At 70.9% G+C, this 22,974-nt stretch carries 21 protein-coding genes; 16 read left to right on the forward strand and 5 right to left on the reverse strand.

Annotated elements, in window-relative coordinates; all coding sequences use genetic code 11:
* Position 1: 1 nt before the first annotated feature.
* On the reverse strand, positions 2–1,435 hold the full coding sequence (locus AMY39116_RS0315830; protein ID WP_020418612.1) for a carboxylesterase/lipase family protein: 1,434 nt from the start codon (positions 1,433–1,435) through the stop codon (positions 2–4).
* A gap of 26 nt (positions 1,436–1,461) precedes the next feature.
* Positions 1,462–2,379, reverse strand: a complete 918-nt coding sequence (locus tag AMY39116_RS0315835; RefSeq protein WP_020418613.1) for an MBL fold metallo-hydrolase — start codon at positions 2,377–2,379, stop codon at positions 1,462–1,464.
* Positions 2,380–2,480: 101 nt separating this feature from the next.
* Here AMY39116_RS0315835 and AMY39116_RS0315840 point away from each other — a divergent pair, with 101 nt between their 5' ends.
* From AMY39116_RS0315840 to AMY39116_RS0315920, 16 genes are all read left to right on the forward strand, one after another.
* Positions 2,481–3,407 carry a helix-turn-helix transcriptional regulator gene (locus tag AMY39116_RS0315840; protein WP_020418614.1) on the forward strand — a complete coding sequence of 309 codons (927 nt, stop codon included), beginning with the start codon at positions 2,481–2,483 and terminating at the stop codon, positions 3,405–3,407.
* A 1,035-nt stretch (positions 3,408–4,442) separates the two neighbouring features.
* On the forward strand, positions 4,443–5,528 hold the full coding sequence (locus tag AMY39116_RS0315850) for an LLM class flavin-dependent oxidoreductase (RefSeq protein WP_020418616.1): 1,086 nt from the start codon (positions 4,443–4,445) through the stop codon (positions 5,526–5,528).
* A gap of 2 nt (positions 5,529–5,530) precedes the next feature.
* On the forward strand, positions 5,531–6,484 hold the full coding sequence (locus tag AMY39116_RS0315855) for a 3-carboxyethylcatechol 2,3-dioxygenase (protein WP_020418617.1): 954 nt from the start codon (positions 5,531–5,533) through the stop codon (positions 6,482–6,484).
* A 26-nt stretch (positions 6,485–6,510) separates the two neighbouring features.
* Positions 6,511–7,242 carry a dienelactone hydrolase family protein gene (locus AMY39116_RS0315860; protein WP_235716143.1) on the forward strand — a complete coding sequence of 244 codons (732 nt, stop codon included), beginning with the start codon at positions 6,511–6,513 and terminating at the stop codon, positions 7,240–7,242.
* A 32-nt stretch (positions 7,243–7,274) separates the two neighbouring features.
* Complete coding sequence (locus tag AMY39116_RS0315865; RefSeq protein WP_020418619.1) at positions 7,275–8,084, forward strand: alpha/beta fold hydrolase; 810 nt, start codon at positions 7,275–7,277, stop codon at positions 8,082–8,084.
* A gap of 132 nt (positions 8,085–8,216) precedes the next feature.
* A complete protein-coding gene (locus AMY39116_RS0315870) occupies positions 8,217–8,714 on the forward strand; it encodes a flavin reductase family protein (RefSeq protein ID WP_020418620.1) in 498 nt (165 codons plus the stop codon).
* A 50-nt stretch (positions 8,715–8,764) separates the two neighbouring features.
* Positions 8,765–9,808: a 3,4-dihydroxy-2-butanone-4-phosphate synthase gene (locus tag AMY39116_RS0315875; protein ID WP_162146042.1), complete on the forward strand. Its 1,044-nt coding sequence runs from the start codon at positions 8,765–8,767 to the stop codon at positions 9,806–9,808.
* Between the two features lie 150 nt (positions 9,809–9,958).
* On the forward strand, positions 9,959–11,047 hold the full coding sequence (locus AMY39116_RS0315880) for an AraC family transcriptional regulator (RefSeq protein WP_020418623.1): 1,089 nt from the start codon (positions 9,959–9,961) through the stop codon (positions 11,045–11,047).
* Positions 11,048–11,468: 421 nt separating this feature from the next.
* Entirely contained in the window at positions 11,469–12,941 is a 1,473-nt protein-coding gene (locus AMY39116_RS0315885; RefSeq protein WP_202961429.1) for a leucyl aminopeptidase, read from the forward strand.
* Entirely contained in the window at positions 12,938–13,321 is a 384-nt protein-coding gene (locus AMY39116_RS0315890; RefSeq protein ID WP_020418625.1) for a RidA family protein, read from the forward strand. Before AMY39116_RS0315885 ends, AMY39116_RS0315890 begins: the two co-directional genes overlap by 4 nt.
* Positions 13,318–14,217 (forward strand): PhzF family phenazine biosynthesis isomerase, encoded by a 900-nt coding sequence (locus AMY39116_RS0315895; RefSeq protein WP_020418626.1) that lies wholly within the window; start codon positions 13,318–13,320, stop codon positions 14,215–14,217. Before AMY39116_RS0315890 ends, AMY39116_RS0315895 begins: the two co-directional genes overlap by 4 nt.
* A 295-nt stretch (positions 14,218–14,512) precedes the next feature.
* A complete protein-coding gene (locus AMY39116_RS0315900) occupies positions 14,513–15,496 on the forward strand; it encodes an NADPH:quinone oxidoreductase family protein (RefSeq protein WP_020418627.1) in 984 nt (327 codons plus the stop codon).
* Between the two features lies 1 nt (position 15,497).
* Positions 15,498–15,944, forward strand: coding sequence for a MaoC family dehydratase N-terminal domain-containing protein (locus AMY39116_RS42920; protein WP_020418628.1), 447 nt, complete (start codon positions 15,498–15,500; stop codon positions 15,942–15,944).
* 61 nt (positions 15,945–16,005) lie between these two features.
* Positions 16,006–17,172, forward strand: a complete 1,167-nt coding sequence (locus AMY39116_RS0315910) for a CaiB/BaiF CoA-transferase family protein (protein WP_027935960.1) — start codon at positions 16,006–16,008, stop codon at positions 17,170–17,172.
* Between the two features lie 14 nt (positions 17,173–17,186).
* Entirely contained in the window at positions 17,187–17,567 is a 381-nt protein-coding gene (locus AMY39116_RS42925; RefSeq protein ID WP_020418630.1) for a MaoC/PaaZ C-terminal domain-containing protein, read from the forward strand.
* 12 nt (positions 17,568–17,579) lie between these two features.
* A complete protein-coding gene (locus AMY39116_RS0315920; RefSeq protein ID WP_020418631.1) occupies positions 17,580–19,235 on the forward strand; it encodes an acyl-CoA synthetase in 1,656 nt (551 codons plus the stop codon).
* On the opposite strand, the gene AMY39116_RS0315925 is transcribed toward AMY39116_RS0315920, so the two are convergent.
* The 3 genes from AMY39116_RS0315925 to AMY39116_RS0315935 form a co-directional block, all read right to left on the reverse strand.
* On the reverse strand, positions 19,236–20,429 hold the full coding sequence (locus AMY39116_RS0315925; RefSeq protein ID WP_020418632.1) for a CdaR family transcriptional regulator: 1,194 nt from the start codon (positions 20,427–20,429) through the stop codon (positions 19,236–19,238). It abuts the gene before it with no gap.
* A complete protein-coding gene (locus tag AMY39116_RS42930; RefSeq protein ID WP_020418633.1) occupies positions 20,426–22,075 on the reverse strand; it encodes a class I adenylate-forming enzyme family protein in 1,650 nt (549 codons plus the stop codon). The genes AMY39116_RS0315925 and AMY39116_RS42930 overlap by 4 nt, the downstream gene beginning before the upstream one ends.
* 115 nt (positions 22,076–22,190) lie before the next feature.
* Positions 22,191–22,970 (reverse strand): enoyl-CoA hydratase/isomerase family protein, encoded by a 780-nt coding sequence (locus AMY39116_RS0315935; RefSeq protein WP_020418634.1) that lies wholly within the window; start codon positions 22,968–22,970, stop codon positions 22,191–22,193.
* Positions 22,971–22,974 lie beyond the last annotated feature (4 nt).

Raw genomic sequence — 22,974 nt, forward strand, 5'->3', positions numbered from 1 at the left:
GTCAGCGCGCGGTGCCGAGCGTCTCCACCGCCGGTCGTCGCGGGTCGTAGGCCGCCCAGCCCGGGTCCCCGGTCCGGGCGAAGGAGACCCAGGCGGCGTGCATCCGGTTGGCGAGGCCGTCCGGGACGGGGTCCGGGCCGAGCAGGCCGGTGTCACCGTGCAGCCACGGCTCGTCGGCGATGTCGAAGACGAACGGCAATTCGACGGTGTGGGCGGCGCCGAGCCGTCCATTGAGGGCGGTCGAGCGGTACCCGAACGAGTAGACGTGGGTGCGGCCGCCCGAAAGCCGCGCATGGGCTTGCGCCATGCGTTGCGTCCCGGCCCCGAACAGGGCCTCCCCGAGCAGTGCCGAGCGGAGTTCGCCCGGGGACGCGTCCGGTAGTGCGGCGAGCGCCGTCTCCGGGTCCGGGTGCACCTGCGCGGCGAGGGCGCGCACGTCCGCCTCCGTGGTGGTCTCCAGTCTGCCTTGCGGCACGAGGTAGAGGCGGCCTTCTTCGGTGTTGGTGCCGATCAGCAGGTCGACGTCGCGGGCCGGACCGTCGGCGAGGGCGTCGGCGGGCTGCACCGCGCGGACGACGCTGAACTGGCTGAGGCCGGACAGCGGGTCCGTGGCGGTGCTGGTGCGCAGGTCGAGTCCGGCCAACGCGGGCAGGATCTCCACGAAACGCTCGTCGGGGATCGCGGCGAACGCTTCGGCGGTCGGTTCGGCACCCAGCGCGGCAGCGGCCGCGGCGGTGACGCGTCGCGCCTGTTCCGGGGTGAAGGCGCCGGTTCCGCTGCCGCTCTGCATGATCGCCCGCCGGAAGAGGCCGCCCGCCTCCGGTGTCGCGAGCAGCGCCCCGACGAGCGTGGCGCCCGCGGACTGGCCGCAGATCGTGACGTTGTCCGGGTCACCACCGAATGCCGCGATGGTGGCGTGCACCCAGCCGAGCGCGGCGAGCACGTCGAGCAGGCCGCGGTTGGCCGGCGCGCCGTCCAGGTCGAGGAACCCGGGGATGCCGAGGCGGTAGTTCACCGTCACGAGGACGATGCCGTCGCGGGCGAACGCGCGGCCGTCGTAGAGCGCGGCGCGGGTCGAGCCGGTGACGAATCCGCCGCCGTGCACGAAGACCAGGACGGGGCGCTTGCCGCCGTCCGCGGCGGGTGTGCGGACGTCGACGGTCAGGTACTCCTCGCCCCGGATCCAGCCCGGCCCGAAGTACGGGGTCATGTCGAGCTCGCCGAAGTCGCGGGCGGGCTGGGGCGCCGTGGGCGAAGGCCGCGTGCCGTCGCGGACGCCCGGCCGGCCCGGGTGTGGCTCGGGCGCGGCGAACCGGCGGGCGCCGATCGGTGCTGCCGCGTAGGGGATGGCACGGTAGAACTCACCGGAGTCGTCGCGGACGCCGCGCACGGCGCCCGCCGGGGTTTCGACCACGGGATGCGCGTGGTGGGTCATGGAAAACGCTTCCTTTCCTGGCGCAGTCAGCGGATGCGGGAGAAGGACGCCCACTCCTTGATCGCGAACTTCGATCCGTCGCGCTCGACCTCGGCGGCGCCCGCGCCGGCGAAGTGCGCGGGGAACACGAGCGCGTTGGTCTCGGCGGCGTGGCCGAGCAGCTTGTGCCGGGTGGCCCGGGATTCGGCCGGGTCCTCGCAGAAGCAGGAGTTGGTGTCCGGCTCCGGAATCTGCAGCGGGGTGTGCACGAGATCGCCGACGAACAGGGCCCGGTCGCCGCCGGACTCCAGAACGAGCACGGACGAGCCGGGGGTGTGCCCGGGAGCGAGGTCGAGCCTGAGGTTCTTGTCGATCCGGTAGGAGCCGTCCCACAGCCGGGTCAGGCCGGCTTCGTGGACCGGCGTGACGCTGTCCTCGAAGACGTTCTGGTTCCCCCGGCCGAACACGGTTTCGTTGTCGTTGGCGGGATTCCAGAAGTCGAAGTCCCGCTTCGGCATCAGGTATGTGGCGTTGGGGAAGGTCGGCACCCAGAAGCGGCCGTCGAGCCGGGTGTTCCAGCCCACGTGGTCGATGTGCAGATGAGTGTTGACGACCAGGTCGACGTCCTCGGGCCGCACTCCGGCGGCGGCGAGGTTGTCGAGGTAGCTCGTGTCCAGGCGGCTCCAGACCGGGGCGTACGGCCGGTCCTTGTGGTTGCCCACGCCGGTGTCGACGAGGATCGTGCGCCCCTCGCTGCGCAGCAGCCAGGACTGGATCGCCGACCGGCACTGGCCGGTTTCGGGGTCCCAGAAGTCGGGCACCAGCCAGTCGCGGTGCTCGTCCCACGCGCCGTCCGGACTGTCCGGGAAGAATTGGTCCGGGCTCATCTCGACCGGACCGTAGAACTCCTTGATGCGGGTGACGGTGACCTCGCCCAGTGCGATCTGTTCGGGGTTGTGCTCCATGACGCCGAGTCTGGGAACGCGGGCGGGTGCGGACCACTCCCGCGTTGTCCTACCCCTCGCAGGGCGTGGCTGGGACCGGCCGTGCACTGGATACTGGGTGCATGGACGGACCCGGCCCACTCGGCGATTTCCTGCAGGCCCGGCGGGCGCTGCTGCGACCGGAGGACGTCGGTCTGCGCGACGTCGGACCCCGCAGGCGGGTGGCCGGGCTGCGGCGTGAGGAACTGGCCCGGCTGGCGGGGGTCAGCGTGTCGTACTACACCAGGTTGGAGCAGGGCCTGTCCCGCGGGGCCTCGGCCGAAGTGCTCGAGGCGATCGCTTCCGCCCTGCGGCTCGACGACCACGAGCGCGAGCACCTCGTCCGGCTCGCCGAGGCCGCCCGCCGCGCCCCGCGAGCACGCCGCCCCCGGCCCGAGAAGCTCGCTGATGAGACGCGGGACCTGCTGCGCGCCGTGGACGGCGTCCCGGCGCTGGTGCTCGGCAGGCGCACGGACGTGCTGGCGTGGAACGCTCTCGGGCACAGCCTGCTGGCCGGCCACCTGGACTTCGACAGCCCGGACGACCCGGCGCGGCGGCCGAACATGACCCGGATGCTGTTCCTCGACCCGCACTGCCGGGAGCTGTACACCGACTGGAGGCGCAAGGCCAGCGCGGTGGTCGGCAACCTGCGGATCACCGCCGGCAAGCACCCGCAGGATCCGCTGCTCGCGGAGCTGATCGGCGAACTGACCATGCGGAGCCCGGAGTTCGTGGAGCTCTGGCGGGACCACCGCGTGGCACCGTGCGACGCCGCGTCCTACGACCTGCACCACCCCGTCGTCGGCGCGGTGACGGTGACCCAGCAGACGCTGTCGATCGCCCGTTCGCCGGACCAGGTGCTCATCGTGTGCACGACGCCCGCCGGCTCTCCCTCCGAAGAGGCTCTCGCACTTCTCCGCCAGACGAGCGGCGGTGAGCACGCCCTTGGTGCTGTGGAGGTATCCGCCGATGGACGGGATCGAGCACGGTCGCATCCGGCCAGCGCTTGACTGGTGGGAATCGGGTGGCCGGCCCGGTGCGGACAAGGGGGTGAACCATTGGTCCGGTCTGGTGCAGACGGTGCTGGCGGAGTTCAGGGCGGAGCTGAACCGGTCTCTGTCCGCTGATCGGCGGTCCCTGGCGGGGGTCGAGTTGGACTGGTACCTCCGCAATCTGGACGGTGTAGCCGTTTCGACGCGGACCGGCTGTTTCCGCTGCTTTCGGCGGAGATCACGGACGAACGTATCGCCAAGGCGAAGCGGCTGAAGCATCTCCTCGCCCTGGCCGCCATGGTGCAACCGCGGCTGCCCGACCACAGTGACGTGGAAAGAGTGGACCACTGGCGTTCGGTGTACGAATTGTTGCCAGTCGCCGGGAGGCGGAGGGTGGGCATGGCTCATGCGGTAAGGCTCTACTGTGCATTTGGTGAAAGTGACGCTGCCGGAGGGCTTGACGCCTTGGTGGCAGCGGCTCGCGAGCAGGGGGCTGACCTTCGGCCGGGTGCTCGTGAGTCTGGCGGCTCCTGGGTGTCGGCGATACTCGACCGGGCTGGCGAACCCGCCGGTGCCGGCGGCTGTCACATCGAGATCCACGCGCAGTCACCCTTGACCTCGGTGATGATCGCCGAGGTCGCTGACGCAGAACCATCCGGCCGAATCAGGTCGGCGAACGCGGTGGTGACTCTCACTCTGACCGGCTCCGACGTGGACTGGTCAGTGGTCAGAGCCACTTGGAAAGCCGCCAAGTCACTCTGGAACGCAGTCCCTTACGACGATGGCTCGGGCTTCGACATCGACTTGGATGAATTGTAATTCCCGCGCCCCGGTGCCGAGGGCGATGCCCGGGTCGCCTTGGGCCTCCGCCGATACCCGATCGGGGATGATCGCTACCGTGTCTCCGGCCGCGACCGGTGCGAAAAGTGGACAGACTCGAGCGAAGAACGGCTCGTCGGACCGTGGCACTCCGCCCTAACGTCATCGGCACCGGATCCGGTCGTGAACCGTGACGCGGACACCGGCCGAATGTCAGAGTGGACGGAGAATCAAGTGGTCAAGTCCTGGCTCTTTGAGATTTTCAGCTACCCGTACGATCCCGACCCGGCGAAGTTCGACCCGCGGTTGTGCAAGGATCTCTACGACTGGAAGCTGGAATCGTGGGTCGCCGCCGAGGACCTGGGGTTCGATGGGGTCTTCTTCTCCGAGCACCACTTCACGCCGTACAGCATCAGCCCCTCGCCCAACCTGCTCGTGGCGACCCTGGCCCAGCGGACCAGCCGGATGAACATCGGGGTGATGGCGAACATCACCGCGTTCCACAACCCGCGCCGGCTTGCCGAAGAGGGCGCGATGCTCGACTACCTCACCGGCGGCCGGCTCGAGGTCGGCCTGGGACGTGGCGTGGACGAGCCCGAGTTCATCCGCGAAGGCGTCAAGATGGAGGAGACGCGCGCCCGGTTCGAGGAGTCCGTCGCGCTCATCCAGTCCGCTTGGAAGGAACACACCTTCACCTTCAAGGGCGAGTTCTACAACTACGACAACGTGAGTCTCTGGCCTCGGCCCTTGCGGTCCGAGCTGCCGATCTGGGTCACGGCGCTGAGCCCGCAGACAGTGAGCTGGGCGGCCCGGCAGGGCTTCCGGTTCACTTCGGTCTTCTCGCCGACCGAGAACATGCGGACGATTTTCGAGCAGTACAAGAAAGCGGCTGCGGAAGCCGGCCGCGAAGCCGAACCCACCGACATGGGCGTGTGCCGCAACGTGTTCATCGCGGATTCCGAACAGGAGGCACGCGATGTCGCCGAGCCCGCCTTCGACGCGCTGTTCGCGGCGTTCAAGGAAGCGGCTGTGTTCCACGATCTCGACAACGTGCCCGCCGGCTACGAGCACTACCAGTCCTTCTTCCGCCCCTTCGCCGGGGAGGACGTGTCGTTCGACGCTCTCATCGACATCGGGGCGATCTGCGTGGGGAGGCCGGAGACGGTCCGCGACCAGATCGTGAGCCAGATGGAGCACATCGGCTGCGGGAACTTCCTCAACTGGGGGTCGTTCGGCACCCTCACCAAGGAGCAGACGATGCGCTCCTACCAGTTGTTCGGCGAGCACGTGGTGCCGGCTCTGCGCTCCCTGAAGGTGTAGTCGTGACGTCCGAGCTGGCCTTGTGCTGCATGTCGCACACGCCGTTGCTGGGGTCGGGCGACCCGGGCGAGTCGGTCGTGCAGCGGGTCGACGGCGCTCTCCGCGACGCCAGGCAGTTCGTGGAAGCCTTCGACCCGGACCTCGTCGTCATCTTCGGCCCTGACCACTACCAGGGCTTCCGGTATGAACTCATGCCACCGTTCTGCGTCGGGCTGTCGGCTACGGCCATCGGTGACTACAACACCAGTCCCGGTGAGCTCGACGTGCCACAGGCACTCGCCGACGATCTGGTCGTCCACCTGCTGGCGGCGGATCTCGACGTCGCCATGTCGGAGAAGATGGTCGTCGATCACGGCATCGCCCAGCCGCTGGAAAATTTGTTCGGCTCGAGCGCGGCCAAACCCGTGATCCCTGTCTTCATCAACTCGGTCGCCGAGCCGTTGGGACCTCTGCGCCGGATCAGGCGCCTCGGCGCGGCGGTGGGCGAGTTCGTCCGGGACTTGGATCGGAAGGTCCTGCTCGTCGGCTCGGGCGGCTTGTCACACGATGTGCCGGTCCCGCGGCTGCGCCAGTCTCCACCGGAAGACGTCGCGTACATCGTGGACAAACGCCGAACGCCGGCCGAGCAGGAGGCGCGCGAGGAGGCGGTGTTCCAGGCCGGCCAGGCCTTCGCGCGCGGTGAGTCCCCGCTGCTGCCACTGAACCCTGATCTCGACGAGCAGATCCTCCGGCAGTTCGAGAAGGGCGACCTGTCCTGGTTCGACGCGATGAGCGTCGAGTGGCTCGGCAAGCAGGGCGGCAGTTCGATCCACGAGGTGCGTTCGTGGATCGCGGCCCATGCCGCGCTGCAAACCGCAGGGCCTTACCGGACCGAGTCTTCGTTCTACCAACCGGTCCCCGAGTGGATCATCGGCTTCGCGGTGACCACCGCGCGACCACGAGAAACGACCAGGTGAGAGAATTGGTTGAGAAAGAAGAAGTCGTGCCGACCGATGACGGGCCGATGACGGTCACGGTCCGCCATCCCGACGGCAGTGGCCCGTTCCCCGTGGTCATCGTTTACCACGACGGACCGGGACTGCGTGCGGACATCCACGACGTCAGCCGCAAATTGGCGGAATCCGGATATTACGCCGTTCTGCCGGATCTCTACCACCGGCTCGGTCATCGGATTTCCTTCGACCTGGCCGGTATCGGTCAAGGGCCGGGATCACCGGAATTCGATCGCCTGATGGCGGCGGTCACCTCGCTCAGTGACGACATGGTGCTCGCCGACACGGCCGCGATGCTGGAGGTCACCGCGAAGGACCCCGCAGCCGACATGAACGCCAAAGCCGCCATGGGGTTCTGCATGGGCGCGCGCTTCACCCTGCGGTTGCTCGCCTCCGACCCCGCGGGATACGCGGCAGGCTCGGCGCTGCACCCGTCGAACTGCGTCACGGATGCCCCGGACTCGCCCCATCGGAGCGTCGGGAAGATCTCCGCCGAGCTGTTCGTCGGACTCGGCGCGGCCGACAGGCTCTCCCCGCTCGAGCTGAACAAGCCGCTCAGGGACGAGCTGGGCAGGCCCCCGGTGAAAGCGACTGTCGAGATCTTCGACGGTGCCGATCACGGCTTCATGTTCCCGCAGCTGCCCGCCTACCAGCAGCACGCGGCGTCCGTTTCGTGGGACCGCACGCTCGAGTTGTTCCACCGGACCCTGGGGAAGAGGTAGCGCCGATCATGCGATCTGCGGAGCTTGCTCCCGTGCGGACGGAAGACCTGGCCACCGGCGCGGACACGACGCACGTCGCGTCGGCGGGAGACCCCGGTGGCGAACCGTTGCTGCTCCTGCACGGGACTGGACCCGGTGCGACGGGAGCGCTGAGCTTCCGGCCGCTCCTGCCCGGCATCGCGAAGTACCGGTGCATCATGCCCGATCTGGTGGGATTCGGCCGCAGCAGTCATCCGGAAACCCTGCGCTCGGGCCCGGGGCCGTGGTTCCGGCGGCGCGTCGCCGCGGTGCTCCGGCTGCTGGACGAGCTCGGCCTGGAGCGGGTTCACGTGGCCGGACACTCCTACGGTGCCCGCGTGGCGCTCGAACTGGCCGTGCACGCACCCGAGCGGCTCGGGCGGATCGTCCTGATGGGCGCGGGTGGGACACCGGTCAAGGCCAAGCTGGGGACCCTCACCGCGTTCTACGAGAGCCCGAGTGAGGAGGCGATGCACGCGCTCGTGACCGCCCAGCTGTCCCGAGGCGGCGGCATCGACGACTACGTGAGGGAGCGTTTCGCGGTCGCGATCAGGCCGGAGGTGCGGCGGTCGTTCGAGGCCGCCATGGCGGCCGGCGAGCCCGCACCGGTCTACGACGAGTCGGTGCTCGCCGGCATACCGCACCCGGTCCTGGCGGTGCACGGGAAGGACGACGGGACGATCTCGCCCGCCGCGGGGCTCTTCCTGGCCGAGCACCTTCCGCACGCGGACCTGCACCTGTTCGCGGATTGCGGGCACCTGCTCCAGTTCGAGGTGCCGGCCCGGCTCGGTGCTCTGATCCGTGAGTTCCTGGCCGCGGCGTAGGCCGGGGAACGCCGAACCCGCTGAACCGCTGACGAGGAGAAAACAATGCCATCGGTCGAGACCGTCGGTGCACAGTGCCGTGCCACGGTCAGTCCTGGGACTGAACCCCGCGGCCGTGACAGGAGGCCCGCGTTGATCGTTCCCGATCCAGACGAGACCGGCCCGCTGCGGCAGGTCTACGGCACCTTTCCCAGCGGGGTGGTGGCCGTGTGCGCGCTGCGCGACGCCGCTCCGGTCGGCATCGTCGCGAGTTCGTTCGTCGCGGTCTCGATGAACCCGCCGCTGGTGTCGGTGTGCGTGCAGCACACCTCCACGACCTGGCCGCTTCTGGCCGACCGGCCCCGGCTCGGGCTGTCGGTGCTCGGGACGACGCATGACCGGGCCTGCCGGCAGATCGCCTCGAAGACGGGGGACCGGTTCGCCGGCATCGGCTACACCACGACCGGCGAGGGTGCGGTGCTCCTGCACGGCGCGGCCGCCTGGCTGGACTGTTCGATCGACAGGGTCATCAGCGCGGGGGACCACGACATGGTGCTGCTGCGCGTGGAGGGCATGCAGCCGCACGACAAGGTCGCCCCGCTGGTCTTCCACGGCAGCCGGCTGCACGCGCTGTCCACGTTGGCGTCCTGATGTCCGCCGAGCCCGCCCCCCTGCTAACGGACGACCGAGTAGCCAACGCCGTGGCCGCATTGCGCGCCGGACGCCCGGTTCTCGTGGGTGGCGGCACCGAGTACGACGTCGTCCTCCCCGCGGCACTCGCCGAGCCGCGGTGGACCGCATGGACGGTCCGCCACACGTCGGGGGTTCTCTGCGCACCCCTTCCGGCGGAGCGCGCCGGCGCACTCGGCCTGCCCCCGATGGTCCATGACAACCAGGATCCACGAAGTCCTCTGTATACCGTCTCGGTCGACGCGGCACACGGCATCACCACCGGCATCAGCGCGACCGACCGCGCGCGCACCGCGCGGGTGCTCGCCGATCCGGCCAGCGGCCCCGCCGACCTCATACGGCCCGGTCATCTGCTGCCGCTGAGGGTCCATGCCAATGGTGTCGTCGGACGGCCCGGGCACGCCGAGGCAGGCGTGGACCTGTGCCGCCTCGCAGGGCTTCCGCCAGTGGCGCTGACCGCCCGGCTGGTCGGCGACGGCGTGGGGACGGCCGGCGACGAGGACGCGGCCCTGCTCGCGGCCCGGCACGACCTGCCTGTCATTCACATACCGGAGGTGGTCGAGCACCGGTTGCGCTTCGGCGACGGGGAACGAGGACGCGTCACCCGGGTCACCAACGCTCGGTTGCCGACCGTGCACGGCCAGCTCGACGCCGTCGGATACCGCGACGAGGTCACCGGCGCCGAGCACGTCGCGCTGGTCGGACGTCCGCGGACGAGTGTGCCGCTCGTGGCGGTGCACGCCGAGTGCGTCACCGGCGACATTTTCAAGACTACGCGCTGTGTTTGCGCTCGCCGTATCGCGGAGTCGGCGGCCGTCATCGCCCAGGAGGGTGGTGTGCTGGTCTACCTGCGCAGGCCGGGAGCGCGGGTGCTCGGCGCGCTCGACGGGCACACCTGGACGACCGCCGACGACGGCGCTGCCGGCGCGATCGTCGCTGACCTCGGGTACCGGTCGGTCCGGCTGCTCACCGGGCCGGGGACGGCGGTGCAGCTTGCCCGGCCCGGCCTCACCGTCCTCGCGGTGCGGAATCGACCTGTGAGCCCGCTGACCTGAACGGCCGGCTTGGGGTCCCGGTCGAACTCCGGCTGATGCGGTTCGTTTTCCGGACTGTCGACCGGAGTGCGAAGCACTACCATGTTGCCGGAGGGTGATCACCGACCATCCTTGCTGTGCCACCCGAAGCCGAGTGGGAGGTACTCGACGATGACGTCGAGGCACGCGTCTGAGGCCTACGCGCTCGCGAAACAGATCGCGAAGGGGCAACGAGCCACTTCGGGAGGCCTCCTGCGCACCGACGACCTCGATGAGGCCCGTGGTTTCCTCACCAGCGTGTACGCACCCCACCACATGACGGCGGTCGACCGAGGCCGATTCGGATTCAGCATGCGGGTGCTGAACGCCGAGCGGCTCAGGATCGGGTACAGCAACTTCAATTCCGACGTCCGGCTGGAAGTTCCGCCACCGTCGTTCTACGTGTTCTGCTACGCGCCATCGGGATCCGTCGACGTCGTTTCGGGCCGCCGGTCCGCATCCGTTTCCCGTACCACTGCTGCTGTCCTGTCGCCCAGCGCGCCGTGGCGGTTCGAACGCTGGACCGACGACAGCACGTTGATGGCGATGCGGATCGACCGCGCCGATCTGGAGGACGATCTGTCTGCCATCCTCGGCAGGAGGGTTGTCGAGCCGATCGAGTTCGGCGACAAACTGGACCTCACCAAGGGACGAGGCGCCGACTTCGCCCGTGTGCTGCGGCTCCTGCAAGACGACGTCGGACAGCCGAGCCAGCTCGCCCAGCAGCATCCGGTCATGGCATCGCACCTGGGACAACTGGTGCGGTCGGCGCTGCTCATGTCGCAACCGCACAACTACTCGGACAAGCTCGACGAAGACCGGGGCTTGCGCCTGCCCTCCGCCATACAGCGGGTCGTCGACGTGATCGAAGACGACCCGATGCAGGTCGGCAGCGCGGCTGACATCGCGAGGATCGCCTGTATCAGCCTGCGAGCGCTCGAGAAGGCGTTCGTCCGGGAGTTCGGCATCCCGCCGATGGCGTACCTTCGGCAGGTCAGGCTCGCCCGCGCACGAGACGACCTGATCAACGGGGACCCCGATGTCCTCACCGTGTCCGCGGTGGCGCTCCGCTGGGGTTTCGGCCACCTCGGCCGGTTCGGGGCCGCGTATCAGGAGCGGTACGGGGAGCCACCGTCGCACACACTGCGGCGCGGAAAGCGAGGACTCGAATTCGTGGTTTCGCGACCGCCCTGGTTCGAAGGCGAACTCGGCAACGGTTAGACCGTGTCTGACAAAGCTCTGGTCCAGGTGATCACGGCGTGGAGTACTACTGCTGAGCGGTGGGCGGTGGCGAGTTCGTCGTAGCGGTCGCGGTGATCGATCGGGTCGAATGCCGGTGGGCGGCCACCGCGTGAGCCGCCCCGGCCTGCCCAGGGCCGACCAACGTCACCAGCGGCCGACCGCCACCAGCCCAGTCCGCACCGGCAACAAGTCCTCGATCAACGCCCACTGCCCATCCACGACAACGCAAACCGCGACACAGCCGGCAGCATCCCCGCCAACAACGAGATCTTTGCCAGGCACACCCTAGCCTCTGGCGACCCTGGCGAGGACACAACACTTCAGTGCCGCTTAATGATCTTGTAAAAACCCTCACTTGTCCTTACGTGACACCTCCGGCACCGTGGTGGCGGAGGTTCGAGTGAGCACAACGACAACACAGGTGACCGCCCTCACCGGCGGGCGGCCTTCCGACGTGGTGGTGATCGGCGCCGGGCGGGGACCGGCCGGACTCGCCGCTCCGGCCGACGCCACGCCGCTGATCGCGACCGCGACCGCGTGGGGGATGACCGGAGCGGCCGGCGAGACTCTCAGGCTGCCCGCGCCGCCGGGGTTCGACGCCGGGTCCGTCCTGCTCGTCGGCCTCGGCGAGCCGGACCGCGACGGCGAGTACGGGCCGGACGCCCTCCGGCAAGCCGCCGGCGTGGCGGCGCGGGCCCTGGCCGGCGTCACGAGCGTGGTGCTGGCTCTGCCGGCGCGCACCCCGGACGCGGTGGAGGCCGTGACGCTGGGCGCGGTGCTCGGCCAGTACTCGTTCGACGCCTACCGCAGTGCGCGGCAGCCCGCGACGGCCGAATTGGGCGTGCTCACCAGCGTGGAGCAAGCGGCGGCCGATGCCGCGGTACGGCGCGCGGTGGTCCTCGCGCAGGAGGTGAACCGCGCGCGCGATCTGGTCAACACGCCTGCGAACGACCTCTACCCCGAGGTCTTCGCCGCGGAAGTCGAGGCGGTGGGCGCCGGACACGGGCTGGCGGTCGAGGTCCTCGACGAGAAAGCGCTTGCGGCGGCGGGCTTCGGTGGTCTGCTCGGTGTCGGGCAGGGATCGGTCCGGCCGCCCCGGCTGGTGCGGATCTCCTACGCCCACCCGGACGCGGCGAGGACCATCGCTTTGATCGGGAAGGGCATCACCTACGACTCCGGCGGGCTGTCGCTCAAGCCCGTCGGGTCGAACGAGATCATGAAACGCGACATGTCGGGTGCCGCCGCCGTGTTCGCCGCCGTGGTCGCGGCCGCGCGGCTCGAGGTGCCCGTGCGGGTGAGCGGCTGGCTCGCTCTCGCGGAGAACATGCCGTCCGGATCGGCCACCCGCCCCGGCGACGTGCTCCGCATGTACGACGGCCGCACCGTCGAAGTGCTCAACACCGACGCCGAGGGGCGGATCGTCCTCGCCGACGCGATCGCTCGCGCCGCGGAGGACGAGCCGGACGTGATCGTCGACGTCGCGACCCTGACGTTCGCGATGCGCATGGCGCTGGGCAACCGGATGTTCGGCGTGATGTCGCCCAGCGAGGAATTCGGCGGCCGGGTCGCTGCCGCCGCCCGCCGCGCCGGTGAGCAGGCGTGGCCCCTGCCGCTGCCCACGGACCTGCGCCCCAGCCTGAACTCGCCGGTCGCCGACATCGCGAACGTGGGGGAGCGCTTGGGCGGTGGCTTGGTGGCGGGGTTGTTCCTGAAGGAGTTCGTGCCGGACGGCACGCCGTGGGCGCACCTCGACATCGCCGGCCCCGCCTTCCACGAGGGCGAGCCCTACGGCTACACGCCGCGGGGCGGCACCGGCGCGGGGGTGCGGACGCTCGTGCAGCTGGTGCGCGAGCTGGGGGAGGCCGGGTCGTGACGTCCCTGCGCCCGGTGGTCACGGCCGCGGCGCCGCGGCCGTTCGGCCACTACGCGCAGGCCGTCATCACCGACAGCGGGACCATCTGGGTGTCCGCGCAGCTTCCGGCCGGGATCCCGCCCGGCGCGCCGGTGGCCGAGCAGGTGGCGCGGGCGGTGGGCAACGTCGTGGCGATCGTGCGGGAGGCCGGCGGGAGTGCCGCGAGCATCGCCCGGATGACCCTGTTCGTGGCGGACATCGCAGACTGGGACGAAGCCGACGCCGCGTACGCGCGGGTGCTCGGCGCGCACCGCCCCGCTCGCGCCGTGGTGCAGGTGGCCGGCCTGCACCACGGCTACCGCGTCGCGGCGGACGCGGTGGCGCTGGTGGTGGCGCCGTGAGGGTGCTGTACCAGGTCGACTCCTTCACCACCACCGCGTTCACCGGCAATCCGGCGGGGGTGGTGCTCGACGCCGAGGGGATGACGGACGCGCAGATGCTCGCGGTGGCGCGGGAGCTGAACAACTCCGAGACCGCGTTCGTGCTGCCCGCGGACTCGGCGGATCACGACGTCCGGGTGCGGTTCTTCACCCCGGCCGCGGAAGTGCCCACGTGCGGGCACGCGACGATCGCCGCGCACTTCGCCCGAGCGGTCGAGTACGGGTTGCCCGCCGGCTCGCTGGTGCAGAAGACAGGCGGCGGCCTGCGGCAGCCGGTCGACGTGGTGCGGGACGGCGACCGGATCGCGATTCGGATGCACCAGGGCGCCGCCGGGTTCGGGCCGGAACTGGAGGGCCCGCGGCTGGACCGGTTGCTGCGTGCGCTGGGCGTGGCCCGCGGCGACCTGGCCGGGGACGGGCCGGTGCAGATCGTCTCGACCGGGCACGGCAAGGTGCTCGTCGGGCTGCGCGATCGCGCCACGGTCGACGGACTGCGTCCGGACCGGGAGGCGCTGGTGTCGCTGAGCCGCGAGACGGGGTGCAACGGGTACTTCGTCTTCACGCTGGACGGCGCGTCGCCCGATGCCCTGACCTGGTCGCGGATGTTCGCGCCGGCGATCGGGATCGACGAGGACCCGGTGACCGGCAACGGGCACGGCCCACTGGGCGCCTACCTGGTGCGGCACGGGATCGCGCCGGTCCACGATGGACGGTTCACCTTCACCGGCCGGCAGGGAGAGGCCATGGGGCGGCCCGGGCGGGTGCGGGTGTGCGTCATGAGGTCCCCGGAGGGCGACCTGACGGTTTCGATCACCGGCGAGGCGGTCACGGCGTTCCGCGCCACGTTCACTCTGTGACAGCGACAGCCGGTCACCGCGCGACGCGCACCGTCCACGCGAGTACCGCGTCACGATCCCCGTTCTGGCCCTGGGCGGGGCGGCCGGCTGGAGCCGAGTCACTGCGCGGGTCACTGGGTGCCCGAAGAACAGCCGCCGAGCTGGTCCGGCGGATCCGCGCACACCTGGGCCGCCCGGTTTTGACGATCCACCAAGACCACCCGCCGGTCTCTTTGGTGTTCGGACGAAGACACGGTGCCGCGCGCCCGGGCAGGATCTGCAGGAACGCCCGGAAATCCCAGTGAGGAGAACACCGATGAGAGGCGAGGATGTCCGTTCGCTGATCGTCAGCGAGCCGACGGGGCCCGATGCGCTCAGGATCGGATCGCTCAGCCTCTCGCCGGCACCGGACGACGTCGTCATCGACGTCCACACGGCGGGCGTGACGTTCCCCGACCTGCTCCTGACCCACGGGCGGTACCAGGTCAAGCCCGAGCCGCCCTTCGCGCCCGGGCTGGAGGTCGCCGGGATCGTGCGGTCGGCCCCCGCCGGAGCCGGTGTCGCGCCCGGTGACCGGGTCATCGCGTTCACCGGCCACGGCGGCGGCTACGCCGAGACGGTGGCGGTGCCCGCGCAGCACGTCGTGCCGGTCCCGGGCACCATGGGCTTCGACGAGGCCGTCGGCTTGATGGTCAACTACCAGACCGCCTACTTCGGACTCGCCGAGCGCGGCCGGCTCCGTGCCGGCGAGACGGTGCTGGTGCACGGAGCGGCCGGGGGTGTGGGCACCGCGGCGGTGCAGATCGCCCGTGGGCTCGGCGCTCGCGTCCTGGCGGTCGTCAGCGACGAGGGCAAGGCCGGCATCGCTCGGGAAGCCGGGGCGGAGGAGGTCGTCCTCGTCGGCGACTGGATCGACGAGGTCGGCGAGCGCACCGCCGGCGACGGCGTCGATCTCGTGTACGACCCGGTCGGCGGCGACCGCTTCGACGCCAGCCTGCGCCTGATCCGGCCACAGGGCCGCATCCTCGTCATCGGGTTCGCCGAGGGGCGGATCCCGCAGATCGCGGCGAACCGGTTGCTGCTCCGCAACATCGACGCCGTCGGCGTCGCGTGGGGACACTACGTGCCGCACGACCCCGCGTTGATCCGCCGCGTCGGCGGGAAGCTGAACGAGCTCGCCCAGGCGGGCCACGTCCGTCCGCTCGTCGGCGCGACCTACGCGCTGGAAGACGGCGCGCAGGCGCTGAAGGACCTCGAGGCGCGCAAGACCGTCGGCAAGAGCGTGCTGAGGCTGCGCTGACATGACCGAGCGGAACCTGACCGGGCGCACCTTCCGACCGTGGACCTACGAGGTCGGGATCGAAAAGATCCGGGAGTTCGCCACCGCGCTCGGACACGGCGAAGCCTGCTACTTCGACCGCGAGGTGGCCCGGTCGATGGGTTTCCGCGACGTCGTGGCGCCCCCGATGTTCGCGGTGGTGTTCTGCAAGTGGATGGGGCCGGCGGTCCGGCACCCCGACGTGGGCATCGACTACGCGCGCATGCTCCACGGCGGGCAGGAGTTCGAGTTCGGAGCGCCCGTCTGCCACGGCGACGTCATCACGACCAGCGCCGCGGTCGCGGACGTCCACGCGAAGGGGGACCTCGAGTTCTTCGTGTTCTCGTCCCATTCGGCGAACCAGTTCGGTGAGACCGTCGCCGACGGGCGGTGGACGATGATCGTCCGCGGCACCGACGGCCAGGCGTGATCCCGGAAGCGGCCGAGCCGCACGCCCGAATCCGAAACAGTCCCAGTCATGCGGAGGTGACATGTCCGGACCCCTGAGTGGTGTGCGGGTCGTCGAGCTCGGCGGCATCGGGCCCGCCCCGTTCGCCGCGATGATGATGTCCGACCTCGGTGCCGAGGTCGTGCGGATCGACCGGCCCCTCGGCGGCGACCTCGGCGAGCACCAGCGGCACGAGCTGGACCTGCTGCTGCGCGGGCGCCGGTCGATCGCCCTGGACCTCAAGGCGCGTCGCGGCCAGGAGACCGTCCTGCGCCTGCTCGACCGTGCCGACGTCCTGCTCGACCCGTTCCGCCCGGGCGTGGCCGAACGGCTCGGGATCGGGCCGGGGCCGGTGCTGGAACGCAACCCACGGCTGATCTACGGGCGGATGACGGGCTGGGGCCAGACCGGGCCGCTGGCCACCGCCGCCGGGCACGACATCAACTACGTCGCGCTGGCCGGTCCGCTGGCGGCGATCGGGCGCCGGGACGCACCGCCCCCGCCCGTGCTGAACCTCGTCGGCGACTTCGGCGGCGGCGGCATGGTCATGGTCGTCGGTGTGCTGGCGGCCCTGCTCGAGCGCGCCCGGTCCAACCGGGGCCAGGTGATCGACGCCGCGATGGTCGACGGCACCGCGGCGCTGTTCGCCAGCATCGTCGGGTTCATGAACATGGGCGTGTGGAACGGCAACCGGGAGGACAACTTCCTCGACGGGGGCGCGCCGTACTACGACTCCTACGCCACCGCCGACGGCCGGTACATCACGATCGGCTCGATCGAACCGCAGTTCTACGCCCTCCTCCTGGACCGGCTGGGCCTGGACCCCGGCGAGTGGCCGCAGGACGACCGGTCCCGCTGGCCCGCCCTGCGGGTCCGGCTCACCGAGATCTTCGCCTCCGCGCCCCGCGATCACTGGGTGGAGGTGTTCGAGGGCACCGACGTCTGCTTCGCGCCGGTGCTCACCGTGGACGAGGCCATGGCGCACCCGCACCTCAAGGCGCGGGGCACCTACGTGACCGAGTTCGGCATGCGGCAGCCCGCTCCCGTCCCGCGCTTCGACCGCACACCGGGCTCGATCCAGTCACCGCCCTGTTCCCCCGGTGAGCACACCAGGGCCGCGCTGGCCGACTGGGGCTTCGCCGAGCGGGAGATCGCGGAGCTGATCGAAGCGGGCGTCGCGGTCGACCGTCCCCGGGTCACTTCGGCATGAGGGGGAGCGGGCACGTGAAGCGAGGCGAAACCTTCGAGCTCACCGTGACCCCGGACCGGTACCTGCCGCACCGGTACGCGGGGGCGTCGGAGGACTTCAACCCCATCCACGTCGACGAGGAGTACGCGCGCGGAGTGGGCCTGCCCGGCAACATCCTGCACGGTCTGTACACGATGGGCATCGCTGCTCGCGCGGTGATGACGGCGGCCGGTGGTGATCCCCGTGCCCTGCGCCGGATCGCGGTGCAGTTCCGCGGTTTCGGCGTGCCGGAAGAGGAAATCGTCGTCCGCGGCTCGGTCCGTGCGGCGGACGGCGCGGGGATCGTGGCCGATTTGGCCGCCGACCAGAACGGCCGTCCGCTGATCCGTGGTGGCGAAGCGGTCACCCGGTCCTGAGGAGGAGTACACATGGGACAGTCCGGCAGCTCTGCCGCGGACGAGTGGAAGCGCGTCCTGGGCACGCTCGACCAGGACCCGGAACGGGGCTTCAACCTCGCCCACGAGTGCTGTGGACGCTGGGCCGCCGACGCCGACCGGCTCGCACTGGTCGTGTGCCACCCGGACGGCAGCGCACAGCGCCACACCTACCGCGACCTCTTCGGCCAGGCGAGCCGGGCCGCCGATGCCTTCGTCGCCGCGGGGCTGCGCCGCGGGGCGAAGGTGGGCGCGATCCTCACCCGCCAGGTCGAGGCCTGGATCGCCGCGCTGGGCGCGTGGCACGCCGGGATGGTCTACGTCCCGCTCTTCTGCGGGTTCGGGCACGACGCCATCGCGCAGCGGCTCAACGCCGCCGGAGTCGAGGCCGTCGTCGTCGACCAGCGCTGGCGGCAGGTCCTGGAGGCCGCCCGGCCGCTGCTGCGGCGCGACATCCAGGTGTTCACCGTCGCCGGCGCCGACGGGGCGGGTCTGCTCGAGGGGGACCGGGACTTCGCCGCCGAGCTCGACGCCGGTCACCCGGTCACGCCGATGGCCGGTACTGCGGCGGACGAGACGGCGGTCGTCATGTTCACCAGTGGGACGACCAGCGAACCCAAGGGGTGCGTCATCCCGCACGCGGGCGTGATCTCGCTGCTGCCCTGGTTCGACCACAGCGTGACGGCCGGTGAGCGGGACCTCCTGTTCACCACCACGGACCCGGGGTGGTCGTTCGGCCTGCTGTCCACCGGTGCGGCCCCGATGGTGCGCGGGGTCGCCCGGGTCATGTACACCGGCGACTTCGATCCGGATGCCTGGCTCGACGTCGTGGAACGCGAGGGGGTCACCTGCCTGACCTCCGTGCCCACGGCCTACCGCCGGCTGGTCGTCGCCGCGGCCGAGCGGGGCATCCCGTCCTCGGTGCGCTGTGCGGTGAGCGCGGGAGAGCCCCTGGACGCGGACACGGCCGCGCGGTGGCGGCGGTTGTCGGAGGCACCGCTGCGCGACGGATACGGCCAGACGGAACTGGGCATGGTGCTCGCCGACCTCGCCGACGACGGCGGGGAGACGGTGCCCGGCTCGCTCTCCGGGGTCGTCCCCGGCTGGGAGGCGCGCCTGCTCGGCGAGGACGGGGAGTTCGTCGAGGGCCCCGGCCAGGGAGAGATCGTCTTCCGGCGCCCGCCCTACCAGCTGACGAGCAGCTACGCCAACGCCCGCGACCTGTGGGAGTCCCGCCTGGTCGGCGGGGAGTGGTTCCGGACCATGGATGTCGTCCGGCTCGACGAGGACGGCCGGTGGTGGTTCGTGGGACGGGGCGACGACGTCATCGTCACCGCCGGGTACAACGTCGGCCCCGGTGAGATCGAGTCGGTGCTCACCTCGCACCCGTCGGTCCTCGAGGCGGCGGCGGTCGCGGCCCCGGATCCGCGGCGCGGATCGGTGGTGCGCGCCGTGGTGGTCCTCGACGCCGGGGCCACCCCGTCCGCGGCCCTCACCGCCGAGCTCCAGGACCTGGTGCGCCGGGAGATCGGACGGCACGCCTACCCGCGCATCGTCGACTACGTCCCCGATCTGCCCAAGACGGTGACGGGCAAGGTCCGGCGCGCATCGCTGCGGGATCAGCCGCCGCGGCTCGCGGACGCCGGGTAGTCAGGGCGACCGGATCGCGGCGAGAACGAGTTGCACGGCCAGCCTGGCGTCCGGATCGTCCAGATCGAGCGGGGCCAGGTCGGCCAGCCGTTTGAGCCGGTACCGCAGCGAGTTCGCGTGGATGTGCAGAACCTCCGCCGCGCGCCGGACGTCGCCGAACGAGTCGAGGTACACCCGCAGGGTCCGCTGGTAGTCGGTGCCGTGCAGCTGATCGTGGGTGCTCAGCCCGTCCAGCAGACCGCGCGTCAGGACGGGGCGCGCCCGCAGGAAGGACACGACCTCGTCGAGGAGGACCTCGTGCCGCAGGGCGCTGAAGCAGCCGGTGCGGCGCTCGCGCGCCTGGAGGACGCGCAACGTCAGGTCGGCCTCCTCGCGGGACCGGAGCGCGGACGCGAGCCCGTGCACGGCCGAACCGGCGGCAGCGCACACCGGTGCCCGCGCCGCCCGCTCGAGCTCCGCCGAGGTCTCCCGCACCAGCTGGCCCACCGTGGCCTCGGACAGTTCCGGTGCCACGTGCAGCAGGTAGGTCCGCGCGCCGAGGGCGCCCGCGAGCCAGGTGTGCGGCTTCATCCGCGCGTACCGGGACAGCGCGCGCAGCGCCACCGCGCCGAGGGGCTGCGTCCCGGTCCCGAACACCAGGATCACGGCGCCGGCGTCGTCCCCGTCGACCCCGAGCTCTTGGGCCAGCTGGGCGGCGGGCAGGTACCCGCCCAGGAACCGGCGGAGCAGCCGTGCCCCTGGGTGCTCGACTCGCGCGCGGCGTCGGCGGGCGAGTTCGGGGGCCACGATGTCGGCGAAGTCGCGGGCGAGGTGTTCGACGTCCGGGGCCGGCTCCGCGTCGCCACTCATGAGCCAGAGGTAGCCCACCACGTGCCCGTCCGATCGGACCGGCCGGATGTAGCGCCGCAGCGGCGACGGCCAGGGTGCGTCGAGCCGGATGAGCCGGTCGTCGCGCTGCAGGCGGTGGCGGATCCCGGACTCCTCCATCCACCGCAACCAACGGTCGGGGGTGCGGCGGTTGAGGATCGCCGACCGCCGCGCCTCGTCGTTGGGCTGCCCGGCGACCGCCGAGTAGGCCAGGACGCGGAAGTCCGCGTCCTCGACCACCACGGGGCCGCCGAGCAGCCGCGCGGCCGTGTCGACGACCTCGAACAGGTCCTCGACGGGCCCGGGCTCCGCCGGGAGCTCGCTCAACCGCCGACCTTGCGGTCACCGGCGGTCCAGTACCGGTCCCGCAGCTGCCGCCGCATGATCTTGCCCGACCCCGTCTTGGGCAGCTCGGTCACGAACTCCACGGACCGGGGTTTCTTGTAGCTCGCGAGGTTCGCCGAGCAGACCGCCACCACCTCCTCCGGGGTCAGCGAGTACCCGTCGCGGACCACGACGACGGCCTTGAGCGCCTCGCCCCAGACCGGGTCCGGGACGCCGATGACGGCGACCTCGGACACCGCGGGCAACGTCGACACGACGTTCTCGATCTCCGTGGGGTACACGTTGAACCCGCCGGTGACCACCATGTCCTTCTTGCGGTCGACGATGTAGAGGTAGCCGTCCTCGTCGAACCGCCCGAGGTCGCCGGTGCTCGCCCAGCCCTCGGCGTCGACCATGTCCGCCGTCGCCCCGGGCAGGTGCCAGTAACCCATCATCGTCTGGTCGCCGCGCACGGTGATCTCGCCGACCTCGCCGTGGGGAACCTCGGCGCCGGCGTCGTCGACCAGCTTGACCTCGACGAACGGGCTGATCCTGCCGGCGCTCGCCAGGCGTGCGGGAATCCCGCTCGCCGGGTCGAAGGAGTGGTCCTGCCGGGACAGGCAGGCGATGGGGATGGGCAGTTCGCTCAGGCCGTAGAACTGGATGAACACGTCCCCGAACACCTGGCGTGCCCGGGCCAGCCGGTCGGGCGCGATCGGCGATCCGGCGTACACGACGGTGTGCAGCGACCCGTAGTCCCCGGTGCGCTGCTCGGCTGCGAGCACCAGGAGGTTCAGCATCGTCGGCACCATGGGCAGGATCGTCACCCCGTGCCGCTCGACCAGCTCCAGCGTTTCGGTGGCGTCGAACTTCGCGCAGGTCAGGTGGGTCGCTCCCCGGACGAAGTACGACGGAGCGACGTACCCGCTGAGATGGCTCAACGGCGCGACGTGCAGCACGAGGTCGTCGTCGCGGGCCGGTGGCAGCTCCAGGAGCTCGTTGCGCACCATCGCCGCCCAGTTGGCGTGGCTGAGCGTCGCGCCCTTGGGCATCCCGGTCGTCCCGCTCGTGTACAGGATCGCGGCCGGCTCGTGGGGGAGTGGCCGCGTGTAGGGCGCGGGTGCCGCTTCGCGCAACTCCTCCAGCGTCGTGTCACCCGGGCCGCCGTCCACGGTGACCACGTGCCGCAGCGCGGGCAGCTGGTCACGCACCCCGGCCAGCCGCTCGGCCCACTCCGGCGCGGCGAACACCACCGTGGCGGCGCAGTCGGTGAGGATGTGCACCACCTCGCGCAGGTGCAGCCGGATGCTCAGGGCGGTCCGGACGAAGCCGCCGAGGAACAACGCGTGCTCGATTTCGAAGAACTCGGGGCAGTTCCCCAGCAGCAGGACGCCCCGGTCGCCCCGCCGGACGCCCAGGCCGGTGAGCCCGCCGACGATGCGGTGGACGCGCTCGCCCAGCTCGCGGTAGGTGATCGCACTGTCCCCGTGCCGTACGGCGGTCCGGGAGCCGTACTGCCGGTACCCCCGCTCGTAGAGGTCCGCGACCGTGACCTGGGTGGCACGCTGCCGATGATCCAGTCCGTCGGGGCCGATCACGCCGGAGCCCCCGGACGTGCCCTGACCCACCTGGGTCGTTCCGCTGAGCATCGTCGCCCAACCTCCTCGCCCGGAACAGCTGGTGTACTGATCGGTCTGGAATTGCCTGTCAAATGCTGATTATGCGTGTACCGATCGGTATAAACAAGTACCGCCGGTCGTGCGTTCACCGTCCGGTGAACCGGGCCTTGCCCGGGCCGTGCTCGAGGAAGGACTCCATGCCGATCGTGCGGTCCTCGGTGGCGAACAGTTCGGCGAACACCTCCGACTCGAGGTCCAGGCCCGCGGTCAGGTCACGGTCGAGCCCGCCCTCGATCGCCTTCTTCGCCGCCGCGTAGGCCAGTGCCGGCCCCTCGGCGAACTGGGCCGCGTAGGCGTGGGCCCGGTCGTAGACCTCCTCGGCGGGCACGACCTCATCGACCAGACCCATCTCCAGGGCCTCGGGGGCGCCGACGAAGCGGCCGGTGTAAACGAGGTCTTTCGCCGCGGCCTCGCCCACCAGCCGCGCGAGCCGCTGGGTTCCGCCGCCTCCCGGGATCACGCCGAGCAGGATCTCGGGCAACCCGAGCTTCGCGTCGTCCGCGGCGATGCGGCGGTCGGTGCTCAAGGCGATCTCGAGCCCGCCACCGAGCGCGTACCCGGTGATCGCGCTGACCGTCGGCTTCGGCACGGACGCCAGCGCACCGATGCCCGCCGAGATCCGCCGCGACCGCGCGACCATCTCGGCGTGGGACGCCGACGCGAGCTCACGCACGTCGGCGCCGGCGGCGAAGGTCTTGGGTCCCCCGTGGATCAGGACGGCCCGGACGTCCTCGCGGACGGTCAGGGTCACGGCGACCTCGGCCAGTTCCTCCCGCACGGTCCGGTTCAGCGCGTTCACCGGCGGCCGGTCGAGGCGGACGACGCCGACGCCGTCCTCCACCGTCAGCTGGACGTGCTCGGGCATGGGC

The organism is Amycolatopsis sp. ATCC 39116 (assembly GCF_000231075.2).
Classification (GTDB): domain Bacteria; phylum Actinomycetota; class Actinomycetes; order Mycobacteriales; family Pseudonocardiaceae; genus Amycolatopsis_E; species Amycolatopsis_E tucumanensis.